Below are 25,599 nucleotides of genomic sequence, written 5' to 3'. Positions count from 1 at the left end.
GTGCGCGAAAGGCGCGTTCCGCGGATTGTCAGATGATGTTCCGCGCCTCGCGGCGCTCATCACCTGGCGGCGCAGAATTTTTCACGGCGTAGCTTGAACTCGTTTTGGGCCGGGGGGTTAGGACAGCATAGCCGCCGGCTGCGAGGCTTCGGGGGCGCATGAACGCTTGCGCCCCGTACACGTATGTTGTTTTTTCGCGGGCGTCGGGTGGGGCTGAACAGGAAGTGTTCCGCCCGCGATGCCTCGTACCCGGCGCACCAGCGCCCCTGAAAATCCGCCCGACCTGGCTTCGCACCTGCGCCGCGAGACCGCCGCCGCCCACAGCCGGCTCGAGCAGTCTCTTAGCCTCCTAAGTCAGCCACTCGACAGACAGCGCTTCGTGCGCGTGCTGGAGCGTTTCCACGGTTTCCATGCGGTCTGGGAGTGCGCCATCCGCCAGCGTTCGAAGTTCGCGGCCTTCCACGCCCCCCGGGCCCGGCTGCCGCACCTGCGGCGTGACCTGGCGGCCCTGGGCCGCACGACGGCGGAGATCCGCGCGCTGCCGGTCTGCCGGGCGGCGGAGGGCCTGGCGGACGACGAGGCCGCGACCCTCGGCTCGCTGTATGTGATGGAGGGCTCGACCCTGGGCGGACAGCTGATCGCCCGGGCCCTGGCCGGGGCCGGGTGGGCGCCGTCCGGCGGCATCACCTACTTCGATCCCTACGGCCGGCGCACCGGGGAGATGTGGCGCGGCTTCCAGGGCTTCCTGGCCGCCCAGGACCCCGACCGCGAGCGGGCGGCGGCGGGCGCCTGCGAGACCTTCGCCCTGCTCGAAGACTGGCTGGCGGCATGAGCGAGACCTTGCCGCCGCCCGCCGCCCTCGACCTCGACGCCTGCGCCGCGGAGCCGATCCGGATCCCCGGCGGGATCCAGCCGCACGGGGCGCTGCTGGTCGTCGATCCGCAGAGCTTCACGCGGCTGCAGGCGAGCGCCAATCTCGCGGCGATCTCCGGCCTGCCGCTCGGGCCGGGCGAGTCGCTGGCGGACCTCCCCGAGGCCCTGCAGCTCACCAGCGAACTTCGCCGGTGGCTGGCGAACGACGATCCGCAGTTCCTGCGCACGGTGACGCTGGGCGCCTTCGTGCTGCAGGTGGCCGGCCACGTGACGCCGCAGGGCCTCGTCCTGGAGTTCGAGGACCCGCCGCGCACCGAGGCCGAGACGCTGGAGGGCCTCTATCCGCGCCTGCGCCGGTTCCTGGACGCGATCGGCCAGGCCGGCGACGTGCCCGCCATCGCGGCCGCAGCGGTGACCGAGGTCCGGGCGATCACCGGGTTCAACCGGGTGATGCTCTATTCCTTCGACGAGAAGGGCGATGGCACGGTGCTCGCCGAGGACCGCGACGGCGTGCTGCCGTCCTATCTCGGCCAGCGCTTCCCGGCCTCGGACATCCCGGCCCAGGCGCGCGAGCTCTACCGGCAGAACCGCATCCGGCTGATCGCCAGCGCCGACTATGTCCCGTCGCCCCTGGAGCCGGCGCTGAGCCCGGTAGACGGAAAGCCTCTGGACCTGTCGCAGGCGGCGCTGCGCAGCGTCTCGCCGGTCCACCTGGAATACATGCGCAACATGGGCACCGGCTCGTCCATGTCGATCTCCCTGCTGGTGGAGGGACGGCTCTGGGGCCTGATCTCCGGCCATAGCCGGGCGCCGCGGCAGGTGAACGCCCAGGTGCGGACCGCCTGCGACATCCTGGGGCAGGTGCTGTCGCTGCAGATCGAGGCCCGGGAGCAGGCGCAGCGCACCGCCGAGCGGCTGGCGCTCAAGCAGGTGGAGACCGAACTGCTAGCGAAGCTCGCGCTCGCGCCGGGGTTCGAGTCGGGTCTGGTGAACAACGCGGAGCTCTGGTCGGCCCTCACCCGGGCGGCCGGCGCGGCGGTGGTGCGCGGCGACAAGGTCCTGGCCGTCGGGCTCACCCCGCCGCCGGACGAGATCCGCCGCATCGCCGGCGCCCTGGGCGAGGCCGGCGAGGAGGTGGCGGCGCTGGAGTCCATGGCCGAGGCCTGGCCCGAGGCGGTGGCCTACGCCGACCGCGCCAGCGGCCTGCTGGCGGTCTCGATCTCGCAGCTCCACTCGGACTACATCCTGTGGTTCCGCCCCGAGGTGGTGCGGACCATCGACTGGAGCGGCGACCCGTCGAAGCCGGTGGAGCCCGGGACCGACCGGCTGCATCCGCGCAAGTCCTTCGAGCTTTGGCGCGAGCAGGTGCGGCTGCGCAGCCTGCCGTGGTCGGCGGCGGAGATCGAGAGCGCCGAGGGGTTCCGCAGCGCGATCCAGAGCCTGGTCCTGCGCCGCGCCGAGGAGCGGGCGGAGCTGACCACCCAGCTGGAGGCGATCAACAAGGAGCTGGAGAGCTTCTCCTATTCCATCTCCCACGACCTGCGCGCGCCGTTCCGGCACATCGTGGGCTACGCCGAGCTGCTGGCCGACCGCGAGCCCGACCTGGATCCCAAGTCCCGGCACTACCTGCAGAGCATCCGCGAGTCCGGCCTCTCCGCCGGGCGGCTGGTGGACGACCTTCTGAACTTCTCCCAGCTCGGCCGTACGACCCTGGCCAAGGACCGGATCGACATGGGCAAGCTGATCGCCGAGGTGCGGCGGTCCATGGAGCCCGACCTGCAGGGCCGGGACATCGCCTGGCAGGTGGCGCCGCTGCCGCCCGCCTGGGGCGACACGGCGATGATCCGCCAGGTGCTGCAGAACCTGATCCAGAACGCCATCAAGTACTCGGCGCCGCGGGAACGCCCGGAGATCCGCGTCGAGGGCGAGGAGCGCCCGGAGGGCGTCAGCTTCACCATCAGCGACAACGGCGTGGGCTTCGACATGGCCTACGCCCACAAGCTGTTCGGCGTCTTCCAGCGCCTGCACCGCACCGAGGAATTCGAGGGCACCGGGATCGGCCTGGCGCTCTGCAAGCGGATCGTCGAGCGGCACGGCGGAACCATCTCGGCCACCAGCGAGCTTGGCCGGGGCGCCGCCTTCACCTTCACCCTGCCAAGGCGCGAGAGCGCGCGAAAAGGAGACATCACGCGTGGCTGACCTGAGACCGATCCTGCTGGTTGAGGACAACCCCCGGGACCTGGAGCTCACCCTGGCCGCGCTGGCCAAGTGCCAGCTCGCCAACGACATCGTGGTCGCCCGCGACGGCGCCGAAGCCCTGGACTACCTGTACCAGCGCGGCCAGCACGCCGAGCGCCTGCCGGGCGATCCGGCGGTGGTGCTGCTGGACCTCAAGCTGCCCAAGGTCGACGGCCTGGAGGTGCTGGAGAAGGTCAAGAGCGACAGCCTCCGCCGGCAGATCCCCGTGGTCATGCTGACCTCCTCGCGGGAGGAGCGCGACCTGGTGAAGAGCTACGAACTGGGCGTGAACGCCTTCGTCGTGAAGCCGGTGGACTTCAACGCCTTCTTCGAGGCGATCCAGGACCTCGGCATGTTCTGGGCGATCCTCAACGAGCCGCCGCCGAGGACCGCCGCCGATGCCTGATTCCGGAGCCAGGCCGCAGGGGCGCGAGATCTGCATCCTCCTCCTGGAGGACAGCGAGATCGACGCCGAGCTGCTCGCCGCCCACCTGACCAAGGCCGACCTGGTCTTCAGCCTGCGCCGGGTGGTGAACCGCCGCGAGTTCGTCACCGCCCTCGAGGAGGGCGACTGCGAGATCATCCTGGCCGACTATTCGCTGCCGGATTTCGACGGGCTGTCGGCGCTGAACATCGCCCGCGCCCTGCAGCCGGACACGCCGTTCATCTTCGTCTCCGGTGTGGTGGGGGAGGAGTTCGCCACCAACGCCCTGAAGCGCGGCGCCACCGACTATGTGATGAAGCGCAACCTGACCCGGCTGGCGACCGCCGTGGACCGGGCGCTGGACCAGGCGCGCGAGCGGCGCGACCGCCGCGAGGCCGAGCAGGCGCTCTCCCGCAGCGAGATGCGGGCGCGCCTGGCCATCGAGGGCGCCGAGCTCGGACTGTGGGACTTCGACCCCCGCACCGGCGCGCTCCTCTGGGACGAGCGCTGCAAGGCGATGTTCGGCCTGCCGGGCGACGCGGTCGTCGACTACGACGCCTTCCTGGAGGGCATGCATCCGGACGACCGCGACCGGGTGAACCGGGCCGTGGAGGCGGCGACCACCTGGACGCCGGAGGCCACCGGCGCCTTCGCCGAGGAGTTCCGCTCGGTGTCCCCCACGGGCGTCGAGCGCTGGATCGCGACGCGCGGCCAGGCGCAGTTCGAGGAGGGCGTGTGCACCCGCTTCGTGGGCGTGGTGCGCGACATCACCGAGGAGCGGCAGGCGCAGGAGGCGCTGCGCCGGCTCACCGGCGACCTGGAGCGCCAGGTGGCCGAGCGCACGGCGGAGCGCGACCGGATCTGGCGGCTCAGCCGCGACCTGTTCGCGGTGGCCGGCTTCGACGGGCGGCTGGTGCGGGTGAACCCCGCCTGGGCCTCCATGCTGGGCTACGCCCCGGACGCCCTGGTGGGCAGCAACCTCAGCCTTCTGATCCATCCGGAGGACCTGCCCGCCGCCGACGACATCATCGGGCGCCTCGCCCGGGGCGAGGTGGTGGAGCGTTTCGAGGACCGGCTGAAGCACGCCGACGGCAGCTGGCGCTGGATCTCCTGGACCGCCGTGCCGGAGGGCGAGGCGTTCTATGCGGTGGGGCGCGACATCACCGCCGAGAAGGCCGCCGCCGAGGTCCTCGCCCAGCGCAACCGCGAACTCGCCGAGCAGATCGAGGAGCGCGAGCGCGTCGAGGCGACGCTGCGCCAGATGCAGCGGCTGGAGGCGGTGGGCCAGCTCACCTCGGGCGTGGCGCACGACTTCAACAACCTGCTCACCGTCATCCTCGGCAACATCACCTTCGTGGAGCGGGCGCTGCACAAGCAGGGCGTCAACGGCGCGATCGCCGAGCGCATCAGCCACATGCGGACCGCCGCCGAGCGCGGCGCCAAGCTGACGGCGCAGATGCTGGCCTTCTCGCGGCGCCAGAAGCTGGAGCCGAAGCCGGTCGACCTCAACGAGACCGTCGCCGGCATGCGCGACCTGCTGCAGTCCACCATGGGCGGCAGCGTGCGGCTGGAGACGGTGCTGAAGGCGGACCTGTGGCCGGCCCTGGTGGACCCGACCCAGATCGAGCTGATCATCCTGAACCTGGCGATCAACGCCCGCGACGCCATGGAGGTGGGGGGCGGCCTCACGGTGGAGACGGCGAACGTCACCCTGCGCCAGCCGCCGACGCGGCCCGAGGAGCCGCCGCCGGGGGACTACGTCATGCTGTCGGTGAGCGACACCGGGCCCGGCATGACCCCGGAGGTGCTGGCGAAGGCGTTCGAGCCGTTCTTCACCACCAAGGCGGTCGGCAAGGGATCGGGCCTCGGCCTGGCGCAGGTCTACGGCTTCGCCAAGCAGTCCGGCGGCGGGGTGCGCATCGACACTCGCCTGGGCGAGGGGACGGCCGTGAAGGTCTACCTGCCGCGGGCCGCGGGCGCGGCCCGGCGCGAGCCGGAGGTGAAGCGCAAGGCGCCCGCGATCAGCAAGGGCGAGCGCACGGTGCTGGTCATGGACGACGACAGCGCGGTGCGCGAGATCACCGCGGCCATGCTGCAGGAACTCGGCTACCGCGTCCTGGAGGCCGGCAGCGGCGGGGCGGCGCTCGACATCCTGCGCGAGCAGCCCGTGGACATCCTGCTGGCCGACTACGCCATGCCCGGGATGAACGGCGTCGAGGCCGCCCGGGCGGCCTCGGAGCTGCGGCCCGGGACGCCGGTGCTGTTCATCACCGGCTACGCCGACCTGAAGGCGCTGCGCGACGTGGGCGAGGAGCGGATCATCCAGAAGCCGTTCCGCGACGACGAGCTCGCCCGCAAGGTGGAGGCCGCCATCGGCGCGGCCCCCGACACCGGCAAGGTTGTGCCGCTCAGGCGCTAGCCGTCAGGCGCCGGCTTCGGCCGATCCGCCCAGGTCGAGCTTGCTGACGGTCACGCCGCCGGTGGCGACCTTCACGCCCAGGAAGCGCATGACGCCGGCGTCGAAGCTGATGTCCTGGACGGCGATGGTGCGGTCGCGCTTGAGGTCGGCGTCGTCGCGGAGCGTCAGGTGCAGGGTCATGTCGTCAGGGGCGACGCCCTCCTGCACGGCGCGCTCGATGGCGTTGCGGAAGGTGACGGCGGCGGGGGCGGGGGGCTTGGGACGCGGGGGAGCCATCTCAGGCGACCACGAAGAAGCCGTGTTCGCCGCTCACCCGCACCTGGCAGGGCTGGCCCTTGTCCTGCACCTCGCGGGCCCGCTTGTTGGCGGCGGCCTTGGCCACTTCCTTGTCCTGCGCACGGTCGGTGATCACCCCGTCCTGCTCGACGGCCCAACCGTCCTGGTGGCGTGCGACGGTGAAGACGACGCGGTCGGGGTGGCGCATGCGGATATCCTCTTCGATCCCCGCCAGGCGCGCCCGGCGGAAGAAGTCGTGAAATCGGTACGTATGTAGGATTTTATATAGGTAATTTCTGCCGCTGTCGCCAGAATTCCAAATTATTCCTTGCGAAGAACCGAGTTCTGTGTGAAGTTCCCGTATCGAATATCGTTTTGGCTCGCCTGCTTCCGTCCTGGCTTTTCTGAAGCTCAGTTCCGGACCTGTCCTCGACCCTCTCCGAAAATTTGATCTCGCTGCCCAGGTTGGGCGCGTGAATGTTGAATCCGGAAGGGATCAAGACAATGACGACCGGCACCGTGAAGTGGTTCAACCCCACCAAGGGCTTCGGCTTCATCCAACCTGACGACGGCGGCGCGGACGTGTTCGTCCACATCTCCGCCGTCGAGCGCGCGGGGCTCGCCTCGCTGCACGAAGGCCAGAAGCTCGGCTACGAGATGCAGCGCGACCAGCGCAGCGGCAAGATGTCCGCGGCGAACCTGCAGGCGGCCTAAGCCGCCTTCAGCATCCAGCGCTTCAAGACGGAACGGGCCGGCTCACGCCGGCCCGTTTTTCTTTGGGCGGCGGCCTACGGACGCGCCGGGGCCGGCGCCACGGCCTCGGCCACCACGCGGGCGAGCTCGTCCATCTCGAACGGCTTGCGCAGGATCGCCGCGCGACCGCCGAGCGCGTTCTCCACGGCCGCGGTGTCGGCGTAGCCGCTGGCGAAGACGATCGGCAGTTCCGACCACTTCTGGCGGGCGAGGCCCGCGGCCTCGGCGCCGTTCATGCCCGGCATGGCGAAGTCCATCAGCACGAGGTCGGGGCGGACCTTGTCGAGCGCCTCCAGGGCCGCGGCGCCGCTGTCGCAGCTGACCACCCGGTAGCCGAGCAGCTCCAAGGTGTCGCGGACCAGCCGGCGGACGTCGTCGTCGTCGTCGACCACCATCACCGTCGCGCCGCCCACGGGGGCGAGCACCGGCGCCCGCGCGGCCTGGGCGGCGACGGCGCCCGGCGCCGCCTGGGTGGACCGGCGCAGCAGCATGATCACGGTGGCCCCGCGGCCGGGCTCGCTCTCGATCCGCGCTTCCCCGCCCGCCTGCCGCGCCACGCCGTAGACCTGGCTGAGGCCGAGGCCTGTCCCCTTGCCGACCCCCTTGGTGGTGAAGAACGGGTCGAAGGCGCGCTCGGCGACCTCCCGCTCCATGCCCGCGCCGGTGTCGGAGACGCGCAGCTCCACATAGGCGTCGGGCGGCAGCACCGGATGGCCCGGCGCGATCTCCACCACCCGGCTGGCGATGGTCAGGCGCCCGCCGTCGGGCATGGCGTCGCGGGCGTTGATGGCCAGGTTCAGCACCGCCAGTTCGAGCTGGGTGCGGTCGGACAGCACCGGCACGGCCTGGTCGTCGAGGCGGAACTCCAGCTCGATCTCCGAGCCCAGGGTGCGGGTCAGGAGGTCGCGCATGTCGCCGATCAGCTCGCTGACCACGAACGGCTGCAGCTCCAGCTTCTGGGCGCGGGAGAAGGCGAGCAGCTGGCGCGTCAGGCTGGCCCCGCGCTCGGCCGCCTGCAGACCGTTGGCGGCCCAGTTCGAGACCTTGCCGGTGTCCTCGGGCTTGCGGCGGATCAGCTCGAAGGCGCCCTGGACGACCTGCAGCAGGTTGTTGAAGTCGTGGGCGATGCCGCCGGTGAGCTGGCCCAGCGCCTCCATCTTCTGGCTCTGCCGCAGGGCCTCCTCGGCGCGGGCGCGCTCGCGCATCTCGACCGTCAGGCGCTGGTTCGCCTCGGCGAGTTCTCGGGCCCGCCGCTGGAGCTGGGCCGCCGCCCGGGTGATCACGCCCAGCAGCAGGAAGGCCATGACGCTGAGCAGGGCCAGGCCGCTGTGGCGGCCGAGCAGGGCCGCGAACGGCTCCGGCTCGGTCTCCAGATAGACGGCGCCCATCATCACGCCCTGCTCGGACACCGGCACGGTGACCTTCACGGCCCCACGGTCGTAGACCGCGCCGGGCGGGCCGAGCTGTTCCGGCGGCCGCGGCTGCGCGCGCCGCGCATAGACCACCAACGGCCGGCCGGCGGCGTTGTAGACCCCCGCGGCCGCCACCCGGCGGTCGGCGCGCAGGGCGTCCACGTACTCGCGCATGGTGGGACGATCGTCGAAGGCGAGGGCGGCGGTGACGCTGGCGGCCAGGATGTCCGCCTGCACCGTCGCCGCGCGCGCCGCCTCGCCGCGGTAGACCGCCTCGGCCCGGGCGCCGAGCAGCACGCCCACGGCCAGCAGGGCGACGGCGCCCAGCCAGGCCAGGTTGAGCTGGCGGCGGTCGGAAAGGTCCGGCCAGCGCAGCTTCATCGCTTCACCGACAGGCCGAGCGCCAGCAGCTTGGAACTGATCGAGAGGCCGCCCTGCGCCGCCTGCGCGGCGTCGACGTGGAAGCGGACGCGGTCCTGGAAGACCACGAAGTGGATCATGCCGCGCGGGCCCCCGCGGGCGGCGTCGGTCACGGTCAGCACCGGCGCGCCGCGCACCGCCTGCAGCGCCTGGGCGACGCTCTGGCGCGAGGAGCCGGCGGCGTAGAGCACCTGGCAGCCGGAGCCGCGGTCCACCGCCGCCAGCCGGCGGACCACCACCTGGCCCGCGGCGGCGTTCTCGACGGCCGGGCCGAAGGGATCGTCGCCCACGATGCACACGCGCACGGGGCCGGCCCCGGTCCCGGGCGGCCAGCTCACGAAGGCGGCGAACTTCGTCAGGAAGGCGGCCTTGACGGCGTACTCGAGCCCCTGCGCGTGCGCGGGCCAGGCGAACGCGCCGGCGGCCGCGGCCACCACCGCGACGCAAGCCTGCAGGGATCGTCGCAGCCGCATCAGCTCACGGCGTCCAGCGCAGGGTGACGTAGGCGCTGCGCGGGATCTCGTTGCGTCGCGTCTCGCTGGCCTCGGCATGGCGGGCGTTCAGCAGGTCGAGGCCGGTGGCCGACAGCTCCAGCCGGTCGCTGATCCGCCAGGCGACCCGGACGCTGGCCTCGGTGTAGCCGGAGGCGCCCACGTAGCCTGACGCGGCGAGGGTTGGGATGTTGTCGTAGACGCGCAGGCCGAGGTCCAGCTCGACGTTGTCGGCCAGCCGCATGTGCGAGCGCAGCTTCGCCCAGTAGCCGGGGTCGGCGCCGCCTGCCTCGAAGCGGGCGACGTCGCGGCTGCCGGGCTTCAGGCGGAAGTCCTTGCGCAGGACGGCGCCCCCGGCGCTGAGGCGCCACCAGTCGTTGACCTGCAGGTCGCCCCAGGCTTCCAGGCCCCAGGTCTCGCCCTCCATGGTGTTGCCCACGAAGACCGGGGCCGGCAGCCGCCCCGGGATCAGCTCGTTGGTCCTGAGCTCGTCGTAGTCGTGGTAGAACAGCGAGGCCGAGACGGTGGCGGCGGAGGTGACCCGCCCGCGGTAGCCGGCCTCGTAGGCGATCAGCTTCTCGGACCCCATCTGGCCGGGCTGGACGAGGCCCGCGATGGTGAAGTCGCGTTCGATCCGCGACGGATTGCGGATGGCGCGCGAGACGGCCGCCCAGAGGAACTGCCGCTCCGAGACGCTCCACCCCAGCCGGACGTTCGGGGTCCATTCGCTCTTCGTGTAGTCGTTGGTCTCCAGCTTCACGCCGAGGGTGAGCAGCAGGTCCGGGCGGAGCGCGATCGCGTCCTGGACGAAGACGTTGCCGATGTCGACGCGCCGCCGGGGCGGGGAGAGGAGCTGGGGATCGGCGAGGGTGCGGAACTCGTCGCGGGTGATGCGGTAGCCGCCGCCCCAGACCAGCGCGTGGCGGCCGAGGGTGAAGGCGTGCTGCGCCTCGACGTCCCAGACGCGCAGCTTGTCCCGCAGGCCGCGGGCCTCGCGCTCGGTGTGGTCGTAGTAGGCCTGGACCTCCACCGTGGACGTGGGGCCGAGGCGCCGCGTCCAGCGGCCCAGGGCGTTGCCGCCGCGCACATAGCCATTGGCGAAGCCCTGGCTCTCGTCAATCGTGGCGTCCTGGACGTCGCCCTGGATCGTGAATGTGTCGGAGCCGTACGCCCAGTCGGTGCGCAGGCCCGCCTGCCAGCCGTCCCAGCCGTCCTCGGCGCTGGAGCCGTCGGCCTCCTCCAGGTCACCGCGGCGGAAGGCGGTGGCGTAGACGCGCCCGGCGCCGGAGTCGCCGAGCTGCACCCCGTAGCGCAGCCGCACGTCGCTATCGAGCGTGCCGAGATTGGCCACGGCGAGCGGCCCCTGGGTGTCGAAGGCGCTGCGGGAGGTGACGTTGATCACGCCGTTGACGGCGTTGGCGCCCCAAAGGGTGCCGCCCGGCCCGGTGATCACCTCGATCTGCTCGATGTCGTCCAGCAGCATGTGGTGCTGGTCCCAGTCCACGCCGGAGAACAGGGGCGTGTAGACGCTCCGGCCGTCGACCAGCACCAGCAGCTTGTTGGCGGACTCGAAGCCCGCGAACCCGCGGCCGGTGATGGAATAGTCGAGCGCGTCGATGCGCATGACTTCGAGGTTCGGCGCCAGCCGGAGGGCCTCGGGGACGGTGAGGGCGCCGGACTGCCGGATCGCGTCGTTGGTGATCACATAGACCGAAGAGGCGGCGTGGCTGATCGCCTCCGGTCGCTTCGACACCGAGGTGATGCTGATCTCCGAGAGCTCGTCGATGGTGAGCTCGCCCAGCGCACGGGCCGTGGGCGCGGCGGCGACCTCGAAGCTCTGCGCCCGCGCCTCGGCCTGGCCGGCGGCCGCGCCGGCGATGACCAGGGCCGCCACGCAGGGCGCACTTCGCCGGGACCGGGTGGGGAATCGCACCCGCAACTGAGACTGTTCCATGGCCCCCCTAGGCGCCGTGCGTCGCAAGCCCCCCGGCTCTGCCGTGGATTAGCATATCAACTCCGGAAGTTAAGCGCCGTTGCCCGCCGCAGGGCCGGGCGGCGCTTTACAGGGTCCTCTCCAGAGTCGACAAATGGGTATGTTCCGGCGCCCAAGACCGGAGCCGCTCCGGGGGGAAGCCGATGATCTTCAAGCGCATGATGGCCGTCGCGATGGCCGCGAGCCTGCTCGCCGCGGGCGGCCAGGCCTGGGCCCAGGCGGCGCCCGCCCAGGCCGTGGCGGCCGGGCCGGTGGTGAAGGTCGCGCAGGGGCCGGTCAGGGGCGCCGTCGCCGACGGCGTGGCGACCTTCCAGGGCATCCCCTTCGCCGCCCCGCCGGTGGGCGAGCTGCGCTGGCGGCCGCCGGCCGCGCCGGCCGCCTGGAGCGCTGTGCGCGACGCCACCCAGCCGGGCCAGAACTGCACCCAGTCGGAGGACTGCCTGTTCCTCAACGTGACCACCCCGGCCAAGGCGAAACCGGGCGCGAAGCTGCCGGTGATGGTCTGGATCCACGGCGGCGCCTTCGTCACCGGCAACAGCATCGGGGCCTTCGGAGCCGAGCACGACGGGTCTGAATTCGCCAGGCAGGGCGTGGTCACCGTCACCCTGAACTACCGGCTGGGCCGCGCCGGCTGGTTCGCCCACCCGGCGCTGACGCGGGAGGGCCCCAGCGGCAACTACGGCCTGATGGACCAGGTGGCGGCGCTGAAGTGGGTGCAGGCGAACATCGCGGCCTTCGGGGGCGACCCGAAGAACGTCACCATCTTCGGCGAGTCGGCCGGGGCGATCTCGGTGCTCTACCTGATGCTGGCGCCCGACTCGCGCGGCCTGTTCCACAAGGCGATCGGCGAATCGAGCTTCGCCCGGCACCAGCCGGTGGCGCTGAAGGCCGCCGAGGAGAGCGGGCTGAAGGCGGCGCAGGCCGCGGGCGTCCAGGGCGACGACGCCGCGGCCGCGGCGGCGCTGCGCAAGCTGCCGCTCAGCGCGCTGCCGTATTCCGGGCCGTTCACCAGCCGCGCCCAGCCGATCGCCGACGGGCGCTACATCACCTCAGGGATCGCCGAGGGCTTCGCGGCCGGGTGGCAGGCCAAGGTCCCGCTGATCCTTGGAGGCAACTCCAACGAGGCCAGCCTGTTCCGGCCGCAGCCGGCGCAGCTCGACCTCGTTCCGGAGGCGGCGCGGCCCTCGATGCTGGCGGCCTTCGATCCGGACAACACCGGCGACCGCACGCGCATCGTCCACCGGCTCTCCACGGCCCAGCTGATCACCGAGCCCGACCGCAACCTGGCCCGGATCCATTCGAAGGCCGGCGCACCGGTCTGGCTCTACCACTTCTCCTATGTGACCCCGGCCGAGCGGGCCACGTCACTGGGGGCGGCCCACACCGCGGAGATCAAGTATGTGTTCGGCGGACCGAAGCAGAAGTTCGCGCCGGAGGACGTCCCGCTCTCCAAGGCGATGAACGCCTACTGGGCGGCGTTCGCGAAGCGGGGCGATCCGGACAGCGCCGGCGGCCCTGCCTGGCCGCGGTTCGCCCCGCCGACGGAGGCGTCCGTGGAGTTCGGCGCCGACGGGGTGAAGGTGCGCGAGCGCCACCTGGCCGCCCAGCTCGACTGGGTCGAGCGGAGCCTCGCCAAGCGCTAGGGCAGGGCGGTCGGGCCCGCCCTTGGCGGGCGCAACGGCCCGTGCCACAAGGACTTTCAAAGGAAACGCATACCGGCGCTTCGAAGCCAGAAAACTGGCGGGCCGGACACGGGGGAGAGTTCCAGGATGACCGCCGCCACAGCCGCCGGCCGCCCGAGAAGCATGGCCTACAGCTACCTGGTCGTGGTGGTGCTGGCGGTGGTCTACACCCTGAACTTCCTCGACCGGCAGATCGTGGCCATCCTGGCCGAGCCGATCCGCAAGGACCTCAATCTCACCGACACCCAGCTCGGCATGCTGGGCGGCATCGCTTTCGCCGCCTTCTACACGACGTTCGGCCTGCCGGTGGCCTGGCTGGCGGACCGGGCGAAGCGGGTATGGATCATCTCCGCCGCCTGCGCGCTCTGGAGCCTGTTCACCGCGCTGTGCGGCACGGCCACCAACTTCCTGCAGCTCGCCGTCTACCGGATGGGCGTCGGCATCGGCGAGGCGGGCGGGTCGCCGCCGTCCTATTCGCTGATCAGCGACTACTTCCCGCCGGAGAAGCGCGGCACGGCGCTGGCCCTCTATTCCCTGGGCGTGCCGGCCGGCTCGATGATCGGCGCCTTCGCCGCGGGCCGGATCGCCGAGGCCTACAGCTGGCGCGTCGCCTTCTACGCCATGGGCATCCCCGGGATCATCATGGCCCTGCTGCTGCTGGTCATCGTGCGCGAGCCCAAGCGCGGCGCGCTGGACCCCCTGGCCGACGGAGAGGCGCACGAGGCGGCCCCGCCGCTGTTCCAGGCGATCGGCGGCTTCTTCCAGCAGCGGACGCTGATCCTGACCGCCGTCTCCAGCGCCATGAGCGCCTTCGTGGGCTATGCGGCCCTGAGCTGGAACGCGCCCTTCCTGATCCGGGTGAAGGGCATGACGCTGGTGGAGGTCGCCAACTACTACAGCCTGGTGCTCGGCATCACCGGCATGATCGGCACCTTCGCCGCCGGCTGGCTGGTGGACCGGCTGGCGCGCCGGGACCGGCGCTGGTTCGCGTGGGTGCCGGCCATCGCCTTTGCGGTGACCATCCCGTTCTGGTTCGGCATCGTCTGGGCGCCGACCTGGCCGATCGCGCTGATGTTCATCGCCATCCCGGCGCTGCTCAACAACATGTACCTGGCTCCGGCCCTGACCGTGGTCCAGAACGCGGTGACGCCCGCCCGGCGCACCATCTCGGGGGCGGTGCTGCTGTTCATCCTCAACCTGATCGGCCTGGGGGTCGGGCCGGTCTACGTCGGCCGGATCTCGGACTGGGCCAAGCCGCAGTACGGGGACCAGTCGCTGGCCGTCGGCTTCCTCGCCCTCGTTCCCATCATCGTGATCACCATCGGCTGCCACCTCGCGGCCTCGGCCTCGATCGCCCGCGACAAGCGTCTTGCCGCGGCCCTGTGACTTCGGCGCAGCAGCCAGCGCCCCGGGCTTCCGCTAGGGTGCCGGCATGGGACGCGTTTCGAGTCGGGCTACGACCTTGAGTGAACTGAGTGATCTGAGTGATGCCCCGTGGATCCGGAGCTATGCCCTGGCGCCGCGGAAACTGAGCGACGGCGGCTGGGTGTGGCTGCGTCCCTACGAATGGCGCTGGCAGCGCCCCTCGGCGCATCTTCCGGCGGCCGTGAACCCGCCGCGCGTCTTCACGCGCAAGGCGCCCGTCAAGCGTTGACCCAATCTGCCCGCCGCGCGGGGTGGAAACGCCCCGCCCGGCGGTTGCGGAGGTGAATGACACCGGTTACCAAAGCTTCCGACAGGGAGTGAGCCGATGTTCGACAAGGTCTATCACGCGACGCATCCGGACATGATGGCCGGGGTCGACAACCAGACGCTGCGCGACCGCTATCAGGTGGGCGGCCTGTTCCAGCCCGGCCGGATCAGCCTCAACTACTCGCACAACGAGCGCTTCGTGATCGGCGGCGCGGCCCCGGCGGGGGCGCCGCTGACCCTGCCCGTGCAGAGCGAGCCGGAGAGCGCCAAGGGCCATCCGTTCCTGGAGCGGCGCGAGCTGGGCGTGGTCAATGTGGGCGGGGCGGGGCGGATCACCGTCGACGGGACCGCCTACGACCTGAAGCCGCGCGACGGCCTCTACGTCCCCATGGGCTCGGAGACGGTGACCTTCGAGAGCGCGGACGCCGCCAGCCCGGCCAAGTTCTACCTGGTCTCGCTGCCCTGCCACGTGCGGCTGGAGGCCCAGCACATCTCCATCGACCAGGCCAATCCGCTGGAGCGCGGCACGCCGGAACAGTCGAACGAGCGGACCATCTACCAGTACATCATCCCCGGCGTGTGCAAGTCGGCCCAGCTGCTGCTCGGGGTGACCATCCTGAAGCCCGGCAGCGTGTGGAACACCATGCCGCCGCACCTCCACGACCGGCGCTCGGAGGTCTACTTCTACTTCGGCCTGGAGGGGGACAACCGGGTCTTCCACTTCATGGGCGAGCCGGATTCCATGCGCCACATCGTGATGAGCAACGACGAGGCGGTGATCTCGCCGCCGTGGTCGATCCACATGGGGGCGGGGACGAGCGCCTACGGCTTCATCTGGGCCATGGGCGGGGAGAACCTCGACTACACCGACATGAACGTCCTCGACATCTGCCAGCTGAAGTAGCCATGGCGGCCAATCCCTTCAGCCTCGCGGGCAAGGTGGCGGTGGTCACCGGCGCCAACACCGGCCTCGGCCAGGCGATCGCCGTGGCGCTGGCGCAAGCCGGCGCGGACGTGGCCGCCGTGGGCCGCTCTGGCATGGACGAGACCGCGGCGGCGGTGGCGGCCACCGGCCGCCGATTCCACGCCGTCTCCGCCGACCTCGGCTCCACCGAGCCTGTCCCGCGCATCGTCGCCGAGACGATGGAGGCGCTGGGCGGGCTCGACATCCTGGTCAACAACGCCGGCATCATCCGCCGCGCCGACGCGCTCGACTTCACCGAGGCCGACTGGGACGCGGTGATGGACGTGAACCTGAAGTCGGCCTTCTTCCTGAGCCAGGGCTGCGCGAAGGTGATGATCGAGCGAGGCGGCGGGAAGATCATCAACATCGCCTCGATGCTGAGCTTCCAGGGCGGCATCCGGGTGGCGTCCTACACGGCGTCGAAGAGCGGCATCGCCGGCCTGACCAAGCTGATGGCCAACGAGTGGGCGGCCCGGGGGATCAACGTCAACGCCATCGCGCCGGGCTACTTCGCCACCAACAACACCGCGGCCCTGCAGGCCGACGAGACCCGCAACCGCGACATCCTGGCCCGCATCCCGGCCGGCCGCTGGGGCCGTCCCGAGGACCTCGGCGGCGCGGCGGTGTTCCTGGCTTCGCCGGCGGCGGACTACATGCACGGCGCCGTGGTGCCGGTGGACGGCGGCTGGCTGGCGCGCTGAGCGCTCAGAGCCTGCGGTATTCCATCCACGAGCCGTCGGGCAGCTTGCCGCGCAGCGCCTGCCAGACGCCGGCCTGGTCGTACCAGTTGTCGATCTCGGCCTCGCCGCGGATCAGCCAGCGCGCGCCCGGCGGGACGGCCTCGCGCCGGGTCGTCAGCTTCAGCGGCGCGCCGGTCTGCGGGTTGAACAGCGGGCCCTCCAGGATCGCCGGATTCCAGTGGGTGAGGGGGGCCGTGCGGGCGGAGACGCGCCGCTCCCCGCGGGGGGTGACGATCAGCACGGCCTCGCCCTCGCGGCGCGCGTCGACGCGGTCGCGCTTGCCGTTGGTGCTGGAGCTGGTCTCCAGGCTCTCGAAGCGGCCGTCCCGCCAGCGCTCCCGGGCCCGGTGGCTGTAGCGGACGAACGGGATCGGGCCGACGGAGAGGCGCATGTCGGCCTCGGTGACCACCTCCAGGAGCCCGCCCGTGCGGGTGAAGACCATGCGGTGCTCGCCCACCCGGGCCTGCTTGCGGAACACCGCGAAGGCGAGGCGGCCGCCGGCCGGCGGGGCGGCCCAGGCTGGGCTGGCGGCGAGCCCGGCGGCGACGGCGAGCAGGCTGCGGCGGCTGAGGTCGGCGGTGTCCATCGTCCCGAACTACGGCCGCGCGGCGCGTACGGATGCGCAAGAAAACGGCGGCGTCGCAGGTGCGACGCCGCCAGGTCTCGCGGGCGCGAGAGGTCAGTGGACCTTGGCCAGCTCCATGCGGGGCGACAGGATGTGCACGACGAGGAGCGCCAGCAGGTAGGCGGAGGCCGCCACCACGAAGATCGGCGTGTAGCTGCCGATCTGCTCCAGCACCCAGCCGGCGTACTTCGACATGGCCATGCCGCCGATGGCCCCGACCATGCCGCCGATGCCGATCACCGAGCCCACCGCCGCCCGCGGGAAGACGTCCGAGGGCAGGGTGTAGAGGTTGGCCGAGAAGCCCTGGTGGGCGGCGGTCGCCAGGCCGATGATCCCCACCGCCAGCCACACGCTGTCGGCGTACATGGCGAAGGCGATCGGCACGACGCACAGGGCGCAGATCAGCATGGTGGTCTTGCGCGCGGCGTTGATGCTCATGCCGTTCTTCATGAACCGCGAGGAGAGCCAGCCGCCGCCGACGCTGCCCACGTCGGACAGCAGGTAGATGGCCACCAGCGGCGGGCCGAAGGTCTTCAGGTCCAGGTCGTAGCGCTTGGCCAGGAAGTCCGGCAGCCAGAACAGGTACATCCACCAGATCGGGTCGATCAGGAACTTGCCGAGCGCATAGGCCCAGGTCTCCTTGGTGCGGATCAGGCGCGTCCAGGGCACGTGGGCCACCGGGTCCGGCGGATCCTGCTCGATGTAGGCCAGTTCGGCGGCCGACAGCTTCGGCTGCTCGCGCGGACGCTTGTAGACCCACAGCCAGACGGGCAGCCAGACGAGGCTGACCACGCCGGTGATGATGAAGGCCGCCTGCCAGCCCATGGTCAGCGTGATCACCGGCACCACGATCGGGGTGACGATGGCGCCGATGTTGGTGCCGGCGTTGAACAGGCCCGTGGCGAAGGCCCGCTCCTTCTTCGGGAACCACTCGGTGACCGCCTTGATGCCGGCCGGGAAGCCGCCGCCCTCGCCGATCCCCAGGATCATCCGGGCGAAGATGAAGCCGGTGGCGGACCGGGCCGCCGCGCAGCTCAGGTGGCCGATGGTCCAGATGACGAAGGCCGCCGCGAAGCCGATCCGCGCGCCCACCCGGTCGACGATCCGGCCGAACGCCAGGTAGCTGACCGCATAGGCCGCCTGGAACCAGAAGACGATGTCGGCATAGGTCGTCTCGCTCCAGCCCATCTCCTTCTCGAGGGTGGGCTTGAGCAGTCCCAGCATCTGCCGGTCGACGTAGTTGATCACCATGGCGGTGAACAGCAGGCCGACGATGATCCATCGGTAGTTGCCGACCTTGACTGCGATCGGTGTCGCCCCTTGCGCCTCGGCGGTCACAGGGTCCTCCCTTGTCGTTGTTCTTACTTAGCCTGCGCGATGGTAGCGGTACAACGGACGCTCCCGAGGGGGCCGAAGTCGACCACCGCCTCGTCCCCCGGAGCGACTTCGTGGATGCCGGTGAGCTGGCCGGTGGTGATCAGGCAACCGGCGCGAAGCGGCCGGCCGCGGCGGGCGGCGTGCTCCAGCATCCAGGCGAAGCAGCCCAGCGGCCCGCCCTCCAGGCTGGCGGCCGAGCCCGTGCCGACGACCACGCCGTTGACCAGGGTGGCGCAGGTGAGGCTCTCCGGCGCGCGCTCGCGCCAGCCGGGGATCGCGGGGCCCAGGACCAGGCCGGCGTTGTTGCCGAAGTCCGAGACCACGACCTTGGGGCCGAGCTCGTTGATGATGGAAAGCGGGCTGCCGGCCGGCTCCATGCCGATCAGCATCTCGCCCACGTATTCGAAGGCCTCCTCGGGGGTCCAGTCGAGGCGGTTGGCCGGGGCGTCGCGGGCGACGCGGACGATGACCTCGGCCTCCACTGCGGCGAAGCCGCCGGGGATCATCGGGAAGGTCCCGGCCTGGCCGGCGGCGGGGGTCTGCACCGAGGCGCGGAAGATCGGGCCGGCCAGGCGCGTGGCGCCGACCTCGGCCTGCACGGCCGGCGGCACCTTGCCGATCTTCCAGCCGGCGATCTCGTCGGGCCACAGGCCGATGGCGATCTCCTGGGTCGCGTAGCCTTCGTCCAGCGTCTGGGGCAGGCGGCCGGGGAACTCGGACAGCGCCTGGGCCGTGCGACGGGCGTCGGTGAACCGGCGCGCGATGGCGAGCGCGTTCCCGTCGCGCGCAGGGGTGGCCGCCGGCTCCGTCAAACCCTCGTTCCTCCCGCCGTCCGGCCTGCCTTCAGGTCCCTCAGCGGAGGTATAGGAAACCGGTGTCATTTTCAAATCAAGGCCATGTTGCTGAGCGGAGTCAGGCGCTGAGCGCCGTGGGCGGGTCGGTGTCGAGGCGGCTGTAGGCGTCGGCCACGGCCGTGCGGTAGCGCGGGTCGGCGGCGAGCGCTGGCGGGAAGACGGACGACAGCGCCAGGACGGCGTCGACGTCCGCCCCCGGCTCGCCGGTGAGGCGGCGGCCCAGGGCGAGCAGGGTGTCGGCCATGGGATCGGTGATCGGCTCGCCGGCCCGGGCGCGGGCGCGGACGAACAGCATCCAGGCGGCGACCGGGACCGCCAGCCGCTCGAGCGGACGTCCGGCGGCGAGCGCCTCGGCCGTGGTCTCCAGGATGCGGAAGGGCAGCTTCTGGGAGCCGTCCCAGGCGATCTGGGCCAGGCGATGGGCGATGGCCGGGTTGCGGAAGCGGGCCAGCACGGCGTCGACGTAGGCGGCGAGGTCGAGACCCTCGGCGGCCGCCAGGCTGGCGGCGATGTCCTGGCGCATCGTCCGCTCCACGAAGCCGGCCAGGCGGGCGTCGCCCATGGCCTGGGCGACCGTCTCGTGGCCCAGCCGCAGGCCCACATAGGCGAGCGTCGAGTGCGCGCCGTTCAGGAGGCGCAGCTTGGCCTTCTCGAAGGCGGCGACGTCGCGGGTCAGGGTGACGCCGGCGGCGGCGAAGGCCTCGGCGTCGGCGCCCAGCTCGTCCTCCACCACCCACTGCACGAACCGCTCGCGCTGGACCGGCCAGGCGTCCTCCAGGCCCAGCTCGCGCCGCACCTTGTCGCGCAGCTCGTCGTCGGTGGCCGGCGTGATGCTGTCGACCATGGTGGAGGGGAAGCGCGCGTCGCCGGCGACGAAGCCGCGGAGGTCCAGGTCGCCCATCGCCTCGGCGAACTGGACGACGGCGCCGTGCAGGCGCCGGCCGTTCTCCGAGAGGTTGTCGCAGCTGACCGTCACGAATGGCGGCAGCCTGGCCGCCAGCCGCGCCTTCAGGCCCTCGGCGATCCAGCCGGGGAAGCTGCGCGGCGGCCCGTCGCCCCTGAGGTCGGCCTGCACGTCGGGGTGGGCGAGGTCGAGGTCGCCGGCGGGGGTCAGGCAGTAGCCCTTCTCGGTGACGGTGGCGGTGACGATACGGACGGCCGGATCGGCGAGCCTGGCCAGCACGCGGTCGGGCGCGCGGGGCGCGGTCAGCACCTCCTTCAGCGCGCCGATCACCCGCAGGCGCGGCTCCGCCTCGCGCTCGGCCAGGGTGTAGAGGCCGTCCTGCGGACCGAGCGCCTCCTCCACGTCGGCGGAGCGGACGGCGACCGCGCAGACGGCGAAGTCGCCGCCGGCCTTCAGCATCTCGTCGAAGTACCAGGCCTGGTGGGCGCGGTGGAACGCGCCCGGCCCGAAGTGGACGACGCCGACCTTCGCGGCGCGGCGGTCGTAGGCCGGGGTCTCGACCGACGTGGGAACGAGGGCCAGGGTGTCGTTCGAGAGGCGCGGAACCAAGCTCAAGCCGTCCCCCCAACCCGCGGAACAGAGAAGATCAAAGCGTGACGCCCCGCTTCCAGAGGGCGATCTCGCGCTCGCCGTTCTCCTCGGCGCGAGTGGGGCGGCCCGAGGCGGTGGCCACGACGAGGTCCATGAGCGCGTCGGCCGCGCGCTCGATTGGCTCGCCCGCGGCGATGCGGCCGGCGTCGAAGTCGATCCAGTGCGGCTTGCGCTGGGCGAGGCCGGAGTTGGTGGCGAGCTTCAGGGTCGGGGCGGGGAAGCCGAGCGGCGTGCCGCGGCCGGTGGTGAACAGGATCACCGTGGCGCCGGCCGCGGTCAGGGCGGTGGAGGAGACCGCGTCGTTGCCGGGCGCCTCCAGGAGCGCCACGCCGGGCTTGCCGTGGATGCGGCCGCCGTAGCGCACCACCTCGGTGACCGGCGCGCGTCCGGCCTTCTGCACCGCACCCAGGGACTTCTCCTCGAGCGTGGTGATGCCGCCCTCGATATTGCCGGGAGAGGGGTTCTCGGAGACCGGCTCGCCGTGGCCCAGGAAGTAGCCCTTGAAGTCGTTCACCACCCTGGCGACGTCCTCGTAGACGGCCTCGCTCTCGGCGCGGGCCATCAGCAGGCGCTCGGCGCCGAAGATCTCCGGGATCTCGGTGAGGATGGCCGCGCCGCCCTCGGCGCAGACCTTGTCGGCGATGCGGCCGACGAGGGGGTTGGCGGTGAGGCCGGAGAGGCCGTCGGAGCCGCCGCACTTCAGGCCGACCACGAGGTCGGAGACCGGGCAGGGCTCGCGGACGTCGCGCTCGGCGACGCGGACCAGCTCCTCGACGGCGCCGAGGCCGGCCTCCAGCTCGTCCTCGGCGGACTGGGCGGCGAAGGCCCGCAGGCGCTCGGGGTCGAGGGCGGCCTCCTCCAGCAGGGGGGCGAGCTGGTTCGATTCGCAGCCCAGGCCGATGATCAGCACGCCGCCGGCGTTGGGGTGGGCCGCGAGCGCGGCGGTCATGGTCCGGGTGGCGGCGAGGTCGCCGCCGAGTTGCGAGCAGCCGAACGGGTGGGTCAGCGCCACCACCCCGTCCACGCGGCCGGCGAAGCGGCGGTTGGCGGCCTCGGCGATCTTCTGGGCGGTGCGGGCCACGCAGCCCACCGTGCAGAGCACCCAGATCTCGTTGCGGGTGCCGACCCGGCCGTCCCTGCGGCGGTAGCCCAGGAAGGTGCGCCCCTCGGGGGCGGGAAGGGGCTCCGGCGCGGCGGGCTCCCAGCTGTAGGCCTCGAGGCCGGCGAGCGCGGTCGACAGGTTGTGGGTGTGGACGTGGTCGCCCGCGGCGATGTCGGCGGTGGCGCGCCCAATCGGCCAGCCGTACTTGCGCACCGGCTCGCCCCTGGCCACCGCGCGCAGCGCCACCTTGTGGCCGGCCGGGATGTCGGTCCGCGCCGCCACGCCAGCCACGACCGGACCGCCGGCGGCCAGGCCGCGGACCGCGACGGCCACGTCGTCCCGGGGATCGATCCGCAGAAGGGAGGCTGCTAAGCTCATCGGACCTATGGTAACCGGTGTCATTGGCGCGGCAAGCCCGCGCGGCGCCGCAGTGAAACGCGCTGAGAGGAACGTCCATGGCCAGGCCGCTCACCCTGCACGAAGACCGGCTGTTCCCCGCCGAGGAGGGCGCACGCGCGATCGCCCGGCGCCTGTACGCCGAGGTCAGGGACCTGCCGATCATCAGCCCGCACGGGCATACCGATCCCTCCTGGTTCGCGCTGAACCAGCCGTTCCCCAACGCCACCGAGCTGCTGCTCGCGCCCGACCACTATCTCTACCGGATGCTCTATTCCCAGGGGATTCCGCTGGAGAGCCTGGGCATCCCGAGCCGGGCGGGGATGTCGGCGGCGGACCCGCGCGAGGCGTGGCGGATCTTCGCCGAGAACCAGCACCTGTTCCGCGGCACGCCGTCGTCCATGTGGCTGGCCCATGTGTTCAGCGTGGTGTTCGGCTTCGACGTGGCGCTCTGCGCCGAGACCGCCGACCTCTACTACGACACCATCAACGAGAAGCTGGCGAGCGACGCCTTCCGCCCGCGCGCCCTGTTCGACCGCTTCCGCATCGAGGCCCTGGCCACCACCGAGGGCCCGCAGGAGAGCCTCGACCACCACGCGACGATCCGCAACAGCGGCTGGGGCGGCAAGGTGATCACCGCCTACCGTCCCGACCCGGTGATCGACTGCGAGCACGAGCAGTTCCGCGACGCGCTCGCCCGGTTCGGCGAGCTGACCGGCCAGGACGTGGAGAGCTGGGACGGCTACCTGCAGGCCCACCGCCTGCGGCGGCAGGCCTTCATGGAGGCCGGCGCGACCTCCACCGACCACGGCCATCCGACCGCGCGCACGGCCGACCTGTCCGTCGCCGAGGCCGAGCGGCTTTTCGCTGCCGTGCTCTCCGGCCAGGCGACCCCGGCCGAGGCCGAGCTGTTCCGCGCCCAGATGCTGACCGAGATGGCGCGGATGAGCCTCGACGACGGCCTGGTGATGCAGATCCACCCGGGCTCGTTCCGCAACCACAACCGGCAGATCTTCGACCGCTACGGACGCGACAAGGGGGCCGACATCCCGATGGCCACCGAATACGTCCAGGCGCTGAAGCCGCTGCTGGACCGGTTCGGCAACGAGCGGGACCTGACGGTGATCCTCTTCACCCTCGACGAGACCAGCTACGCCCGCGAGCTCGCCCCGCTGGCCGGCCACTATCCGATCCTGCGGCTGGGCCCCGCCTGGTGGTTCCACGACAGCCCGGAAGGCATGCGCCGGTTCCGCGAGCAGACGACGGAGACGGCGGGTTTCTACAACACCGTGGGCTTCAACGACGACACCCGCGCCTTCCTGTCGATTCCCGCCCGCCACGACGTCGCCCGGCGGGTGGACTGCGGCTTCCTGGCCAGGCTCGTCACCGAGCACCGGCTGGACGAGACCGAGGCGCGCGACGTGGCGGTGGACCTCGCCTACAATCTGCCGAAGCGCGCCTACAAGCTGGACCGGCCGGCCGCGGCGCCCTTGGCGCAGGCGGTCTGATGGCGCAGCTTCTGGCGCGGGCCGGTCCTCCGGCGCTATGAAGTCGCGTTACAGGAGGCCGTACCCCGCGTGACCGAAGCGAAAGCATCGCGACCGACGCTCGTCTGGGACGCCAGCCGACGGCCGACGATCAACGACATCGCCCGCCTGGCCGAGGTGTCCAAGAAGACCGTCTCGCGGGTGATCAACCAGTCGCCGTTCGTGAAGGCGGACACCCGCGAGCGGGTGAACGCGATCATCGCCGAGCTGGGCTATGCGCCGGACCCGCAGGCCCGGGGGCTGGCCTTCCGCCGCTCGTTCCTGATCGGCCTCGTCTACGACAATCCGAGCCCGCAGTACGTGATCGACATGCTGCAGGGCATCCTGGACGCGGTGCGGGGCTCCGGCTTCGAGCTCCTGGTCCACCCCTGCGACCGGTCGAGCCCGAACTTCCTGGCCGACGTGCGCGGCTTCGTGGAGCGCCAGAAGCTGTTCGGCGTGGTCATCCCGCCCTCGGTCTCCGAGGACGAGCGGGTGGCGCGCCTGCTGACCGAGCTCGACTGCCCCTATGTGCGGATCGCCGGGATCCGGCTGGACGAGCCGGATTCGAGCGTGGTGACCCACGACCGCCACGGCGGCTACCAGGCCGCCCGCCACCTCGTGGAGCTGGGCCACAAGGTGGTGGCCCACATTTCCGGTCCCGACACCTTCCGCTCGGCCCACGAACGGCGGGGCGGGTTCCGCGAGGGCCTGGCCGAGAGCGGCATCGCGCTCGAGGACCGCTATTCCCTGGTCGGCGCCTACACCTTCGATTCGGGCGTCGCCTGCGCCGAGAAGCTGTTCCGGCTGAAGCCCCGCCCCACCGCGATCTTCACCGGCAACGACGAGATGGCGGCGGGGGTCTACAAGGCCGCCCGCGACGCGGGGCTCTCGATTCCCGGCGACCTGTCGGTGGTGAGCTATGACGACAGCCCGACCGCGCCGCGGCTGTTCCCGCCGCTGACCAGCGTGCGCCTGCCGATCCGCGAGATCGGCCGGGTGGCGGCCCAGATGCTGCTCCGTGATCCCGAGGCGAAGGCCGCCACGGAGCCGTCCGAGTTCGAGCCCACCCTGATCGTGCGCGAGTCCACCGCCCGGCCTGCGTGACGCCGTTGCCATGTCCGCCCGTTCGGCCGTATCGCACTCTCAACGACCGTGATCGCCGCGGCATGACCATCTGGGGGGAGAGCGTTGGGGCCTTCTGAGCCGTCCGAAGGGCGCGCCGCGGAGAGCCCGCTGCTGCGCGCCTTCCTGGAGCGGCGCGAGAGTCTCCTGCTGTTCCTGGCGGCCCGCACCCGCTCGATGGCCCAGGCGGAGGACCTCGTGCAGGACCTCTATCTCAAGCTGGACGGGGCGGAGGCCCGGGGCGAGGTGCGCGCGCCGGTGGCGCTGCTCTACCGGATGGCCGCCAACCTGCTGACCGACCAGATCCGCAGCACCCAGCGGGCGGCGCGGCGCGACGGCCAGTGGCGGATGGACAGCCATGCGACGGTGGGAGGGGAGGACGTCGTCCAGGAGCCGGCCGCCGACGAGTCGCTGATCGCCCGCGAGCGCATCCGTCTGCTGGCCGAGGCGGTGGAGACCCTGCCGCCGCAGATGCAGCGGGCCTTCCGCCTGCACAAGCTGGAGGGCCGCAGCCAGGCCGAGACGGCCGACGCCATGGGCATCTCGCGCAAGATGGTGGAGCAGCACATCCAGGCGGCGATCCGCAACCTCTCCCAGAGGCTGCGGTCATGATCGGCACGGAATTTGCCGCCGGACCTAGGGTTGGGGTGCTGCGGCGCCGT

22 protein-coding genes are annotated in these 25,599 nt (G+C 71.7%); 12 read left to right on the top strand and 10 right to left on the bottom strand.

Annotation, left to right across the window (positions count from 1 at the left end; all coding sequences use genetic code 11):
- Nucleotides 1–238 precede the first annotated feature (238 nt).
- From VM685_RS14750 to VM685_RS14735, 4 genes are read left to right on the top strand one after another with little or no spacing between them, the layout of a single operon-like run.
- The gene (locus tag VM685_RS14750; RefSeq protein ID WP_325460930.1) at nt 239–832 is read left to right on the top strand and encodes a biliverdin-producing heme oxygenase; all 594 of its coding nucleotides are present in this window, start codon (nt 239–241) and stop codon (nt 830–832) included.
- Nucleotides 829–3,072, top strand: coding sequence for an ATP-binding protein (locus VM685_RS14745; protein WP_325460929.1), 2,244 nt, complete (start codon nt 829–831; stop codon nt 3,070–3,072). Before VM685_RS14750 ends, VM685_RS14745 begins: the two co-directional genes overlap by 4 nt.
- Complete coding sequence (locus tag VM685_RS14740) at nt 3,065–3,517, top strand: response regulator (RefSeq protein WP_325460928.1); 453 nt, start codon at nt 3,065–3,067, stop codon at nt 3,515–3,517. Before VM685_RS14745 ends, VM685_RS14740 begins: the two co-directional genes overlap by 8 nt.
- Entirely contained in the window at nt 3,510–5,954 is a 2,445-nt protein-coding gene (locus VM685_RS14735; protein ID WP_325460927.1) for a response regulator, read from the top strand. Before VM685_RS14740 ends, VM685_RS14735 begins: the two co-directional genes overlap by 8 nt.
- A gap of 3 nt (nt 5,955–5,957) precedes the next feature.
- Here the strand turns inward: VM685_RS14735 and VM685_RS14730 are convergent, their stop codons facing one another.
- Nucleotides 5,958–6,230: a hypothetical protein gene (locus tag VM685_RS14730; protein ID WP_325460926.1), complete on the bottom strand. Its 273-nt coding sequence runs from the start codon at nt 6,228–6,230 to the stop codon at nt 5,958–5,960.
- Between the two features lies 1 nt (nt 6,231).
- Entirely contained in the window at nt 6,232–6,438 is a 207-nt protein-coding gene (locus VM685_RS14725; RefSeq protein ID WP_325460925.1) for a hypothetical protein, read from the bottom strand.
- Nucleotides 6,439–6,734: 296 nt separating this feature from the next.
- Between VM685_RS14725 and VM685_RS14720 the strand changes: the two genes are divergently transcribed.
- Nucleotides 6,735–6,944, top strand: coding sequence for a cold-shock protein (locus VM685_RS14720; RefSeq protein ID WP_325460924.1), 210 nt, complete (start codon nt 6,735–6,737; stop codon nt 6,942–6,944).
- Between the two features lie 74 nt (nt 6,945–7,018).
- Here the strand turns inward: VM685_RS14720 and VM685_RS14715 are convergent, their stop codons facing one another.
- Genes VM685_RS14715 through VM685_RS14705 form a run of 3 tightly spaced genes read right to left on the bottom strand, consistent with a single transcriptional unit; the run spans nt 7,019 to nt 11,200 of the window.
- Nucleotides 7,019–8,776 carry a response regulator gene (locus VM685_RS14715; RefSeq protein WP_325460923.1) on the bottom strand — a complete coding sequence of 586 codons (1,758 nt, stop codon included), beginning with the start codon at nt 8,774–8,776 and terminating at the stop codon, nt 7,019–7,021.
- Nucleotides 8,773–9,288 carry a YfiR family protein gene (locus VM685_RS14710; RefSeq protein ID WP_325460922.1) on the bottom strand — a complete coding sequence of 172 codons (516 nt, stop codon included), beginning with the start codon at nt 9,286–9,288 and terminating at the stop codon, nt 8,773–8,775. Before VM685_RS14710 ends, VM685_RS14715 begins: the two co-directional genes overlap by 4 nt.
- 4 nt (nt 9,289–9,292) lie before the next feature.
- Nucleotides 9,293–11,200 (bottom strand): TonB-dependent receptor plug domain-containing protein, encoded by a 1,908-nt coding sequence (locus VM685_RS14705; RefSeq protein ID WP_325460921.1) that lies wholly within the window; start codon nt 11,198–11,200, stop codon nt 9,293–9,295.
- 242 nt (nt 11,201–11,442) lie between these two features.
- Between VM685_RS14705 and VM685_RS14700 the strand changes: the two genes are divergently transcribed.
- The 4 genes from VM685_RS14700 to kduD all read left to right on the top strand — a co-directional run bounded on the left by VM685_RS14700 (nt 11,443) and on the right by kduD (nt 16,338).
- Complete coding sequence (locus VM685_RS14700) at nt 11,443–12,942, top strand: carboxylesterase/lipase family protein (protein WP_325460920.1); 1,500 nt, start codon at nt 11,443–11,445, stop codon at nt 12,940–12,942.
- Between the two features lie 126 nt (nt 12,943–13,068).
- Nucleotides 13,069–14,367 (top strand): MFS transporter, encoded by a 1,299-nt coding sequence (locus VM685_RS14695; RefSeq protein ID WP_325460919.1) that lies wholly within the window; start codon nt 13,069–13,071, stop codon nt 14,365–14,367.
- Between the two features lie 364 nt (nt 14,368–14,731).
- Nucleotides 14,732–15,577 (top strand): 5-dehydro-4-deoxy-D-glucuronate isomerase, encoded by an 846-nt coding sequence (gene kduI, locus VM685_RS14690; protein ID WP_325460918.1) that lies wholly within the window; start codon nt 14,732–14,734, stop codon nt 15,575–15,577.
- A 2-nt stretch (nt 15,578–15,579) separates the two neighbouring features.
- The gene (gene kduD, locus VM685_RS14685) at nt 15,580–16,338 is read left to right on the top strand and encodes a 2-dehydro-3-deoxy-D-gluconate 5-dehydrogenase KduD (RefSeq protein ID WP_325460917.1); all 759 of its coding nucleotides are present in this window, start codon (nt 15,580–15,582) and stop codon (nt 16,336–16,338) included.
- Nucleotides 16,339–16,342: 4 nt separating this feature from the next.
- On the opposite strand, the gene VM685_RS14680 is transcribed toward kduD, so the two are convergent.
- From VM685_RS14680 to VM685_RS14660, 5 genes are all read right to left on the bottom strand, one after another.
- Nucleotides 16,343–16,963 carry a DUF6134 family protein gene (locus VM685_RS14680; RefSeq protein ID WP_325460916.1) on the bottom strand — a complete coding sequence of 207 codons (621 nt, stop codon included), beginning with the start codon at nt 16,961–16,963 and terminating at the stop codon, nt 16,343–16,345.
- A gap of 93 nt (nt 16,964–17,056) precedes the next feature.
- The gene (locus VM685_RS14675) at nt 17,057–18,340 is read right to left on the bottom strand and encodes an MFS transporter (protein WP_325460915.1); all 1,284 of its coding nucleotides are present in this window, start codon (nt 18,338–18,340) and stop codon (nt 17,057–17,059) included.
- Between the two features lie 23 nt (nt 18,341–18,363).
- Nucleotides 18,364–19,191, bottom strand: coding sequence for a 2-keto-4-pentenoate hydratase (locus VM685_RS14670; RefSeq protein ID WP_325460914.1), 828 nt, complete (start codon nt 19,189–19,191; stop codon nt 18,364–18,366).
- Between the two features lie 100 nt (nt 19,192–19,291).
- Nucleotides 19,292–20,752, bottom strand: a complete 1,461-nt coding sequence (locus VM685_RS14665) for a mannitol dehydrogenase family protein (RefSeq protein ID WP_325460913.1) — start codon at nt 20,750–20,752, stop codon at nt 19,292–19,294.
- A 31-nt stretch (nt 20,753–20,783) separates the two neighbouring features.
- Entirely contained in the window at nt 20,784–22,292 is a 1,509-nt protein-coding gene (locus VM685_RS14660; RefSeq protein ID WP_414693378.1) for a UxaA family hydrolase, read from the bottom strand.
- Between the two features lie 53 nt (nt 22,293–22,345).
- On the opposite strand from VM685_RS14660, the gene uxaC reads away from it, so the two are divergent.
- From uxaC to VM685_RS14645, 3 genes are all read left to right on the top strand, one after another.
- Nucleotides 22,346–23,794 (top strand): glucuronate isomerase, encoded by a 1,449-nt coding sequence (gene uxaC / locus VM685_RS14655; protein WP_325460911.1) that lies wholly within the window; start codon nt 22,346–22,348, stop codon nt 23,792–23,794.
- Between the two features lie 69 nt (nt 23,795–23,863).
- Nucleotides 23,864–24,919 (top strand): LacI family DNA-binding transcriptional regulator, encoded by a 1,056-nt coding sequence (locus VM685_RS14650; RefSeq protein WP_325460910.1) that lies wholly within the window; start codon nt 23,864–23,866, stop codon nt 24,917–24,919.
- 84 nt (nt 24,920–25,003) lie between these two features.
- Nucleotides 25,004–25,549: an RNA polymerase sigma factor gene (locus tag VM685_RS14645; RefSeq protein WP_325460909.1), complete on the top strand. Its 546-nt coding sequence runs from the start codon at nt 25,004–25,006 to the stop codon at nt 25,547–25,549.
- The last annotated feature ends 50 nt before the right edge of the window (nt 25,550–25,599 follow it).

The organism is Phenylobacterium sp. (assembly GCF_035539035.1).
GTDB lineage: Bacteria > Pseudomonadota > Alphaproteobacteria > Caulobacterales > Caulobacteraceae > Phenylobacterium.
Note: the sequence above shows the minus strand (reverse complement) of the source record. Positions and strands in the feature narration are given on the sequence as shown.

Bases quoted from the DNA above. Each gene is read 5' to 3' on its own strand.
- VM685_RS14710 (WP_325460922.1), bottom strand. From the start codon at position 9,288: ATGCGGCTGCGACGATCCCTGCAGGCTTGCGTCGCGGTGGTGGCCGCG.
- VM685_RS14680 (WP_325460916.1), bottom strand. From the start codon at position 16,963: ATGGACACCGCCGACCTCAGCCGCCGCAGCCTGCTCGCCGTCGCCGCC.
- VM685_RS14730 (WP_325460926.1), bottom strand. From the start codon at position 6,230: ATGGCTCCCCCGCGTCCCAAGCCCCCCGCCCCCGCCGCCGTCACCTTC.
- uxaC (WP_325460911.1), top strand. From the start codon at position 22,346: ATGGCCAGGCCGCTCACCCTGCACGAAGACCGGCTGTTCCCCGCCGAG.
- VM685_RS14735 (WP_325460927.1), top strand. From the start codon at position 3,510: ATGCCTGATTCCGGAGCCAGGCCGCAGGGGCGCGAGATCTGCATCCTC.
- kduD (WP_325460917.1), top strand. From the start codon at position 15,580: ATGGCGGCCAATCCCTTCAGCCTCGCGGGCAAGGTGGCGGTGGTCACC.
- kduI (WP_325460918.1), top strand. From the start codon at position 14,732: ATGTTCGACAAGGTCTATCACGCGACGCATCCGGACATGATGGCCGGG.
- VM685_RS14750 (WP_325460930.1), top strand. From the start codon at position 239: ATGCCTCGTACCCGGCGCACCAGCGCCCCTGAAAATCCGCCCGACCTG.
- VM685_RS14720 (WP_325460924.1), top strand. From the start codon at position 6,735: ATGACGACCGGCACCGTGAAGTGGTTCAACCCCACCAAGGGCTTCGGC.
- VM685_RS14745 (WP_325460929.1), top strand. From the start codon at position 829: ATGAGCGAGACCTTGCCGCCGCCCGCCGCCCTCGACCTCGACGCCTGC.
- VM685_RS14700 (WP_325460920.1), top strand. From the start codon at position 11,443: ATGATCTTCAAGCGCATGATGGCCGTCGCGATGGCCGCGAGCCTGCTC.
- VM685_RS14715 (WP_325460923.1), bottom strand. From the start codon at position 8,776: ATGAAGCTGCGCTGGCCGGACCTTTCCGACCGCCGCCAGCTCAACCTG.
- VM685_RS14695 (WP_325460919.1), top strand. From the start codon at position 13,069: ATGACCGCCGCCACAGCCGCCGGCCGCCCGAGAAGCATGGCCTACAGC.
- VM685_RS14725 (WP_325460925.1), bottom strand. From the start codon at position 6,438: ATGCGCCACCCCGACCGCGTCGTCTTCACCGTCGCACGCCACCAGGAC.
- VM685_RS14660 (WP_414693378.1), bottom strand. From the start codon at position 22,292: ATGACACCGGTTACCATAGGTCCGATGAGCTTAGCAGCCTCCCTTCTG.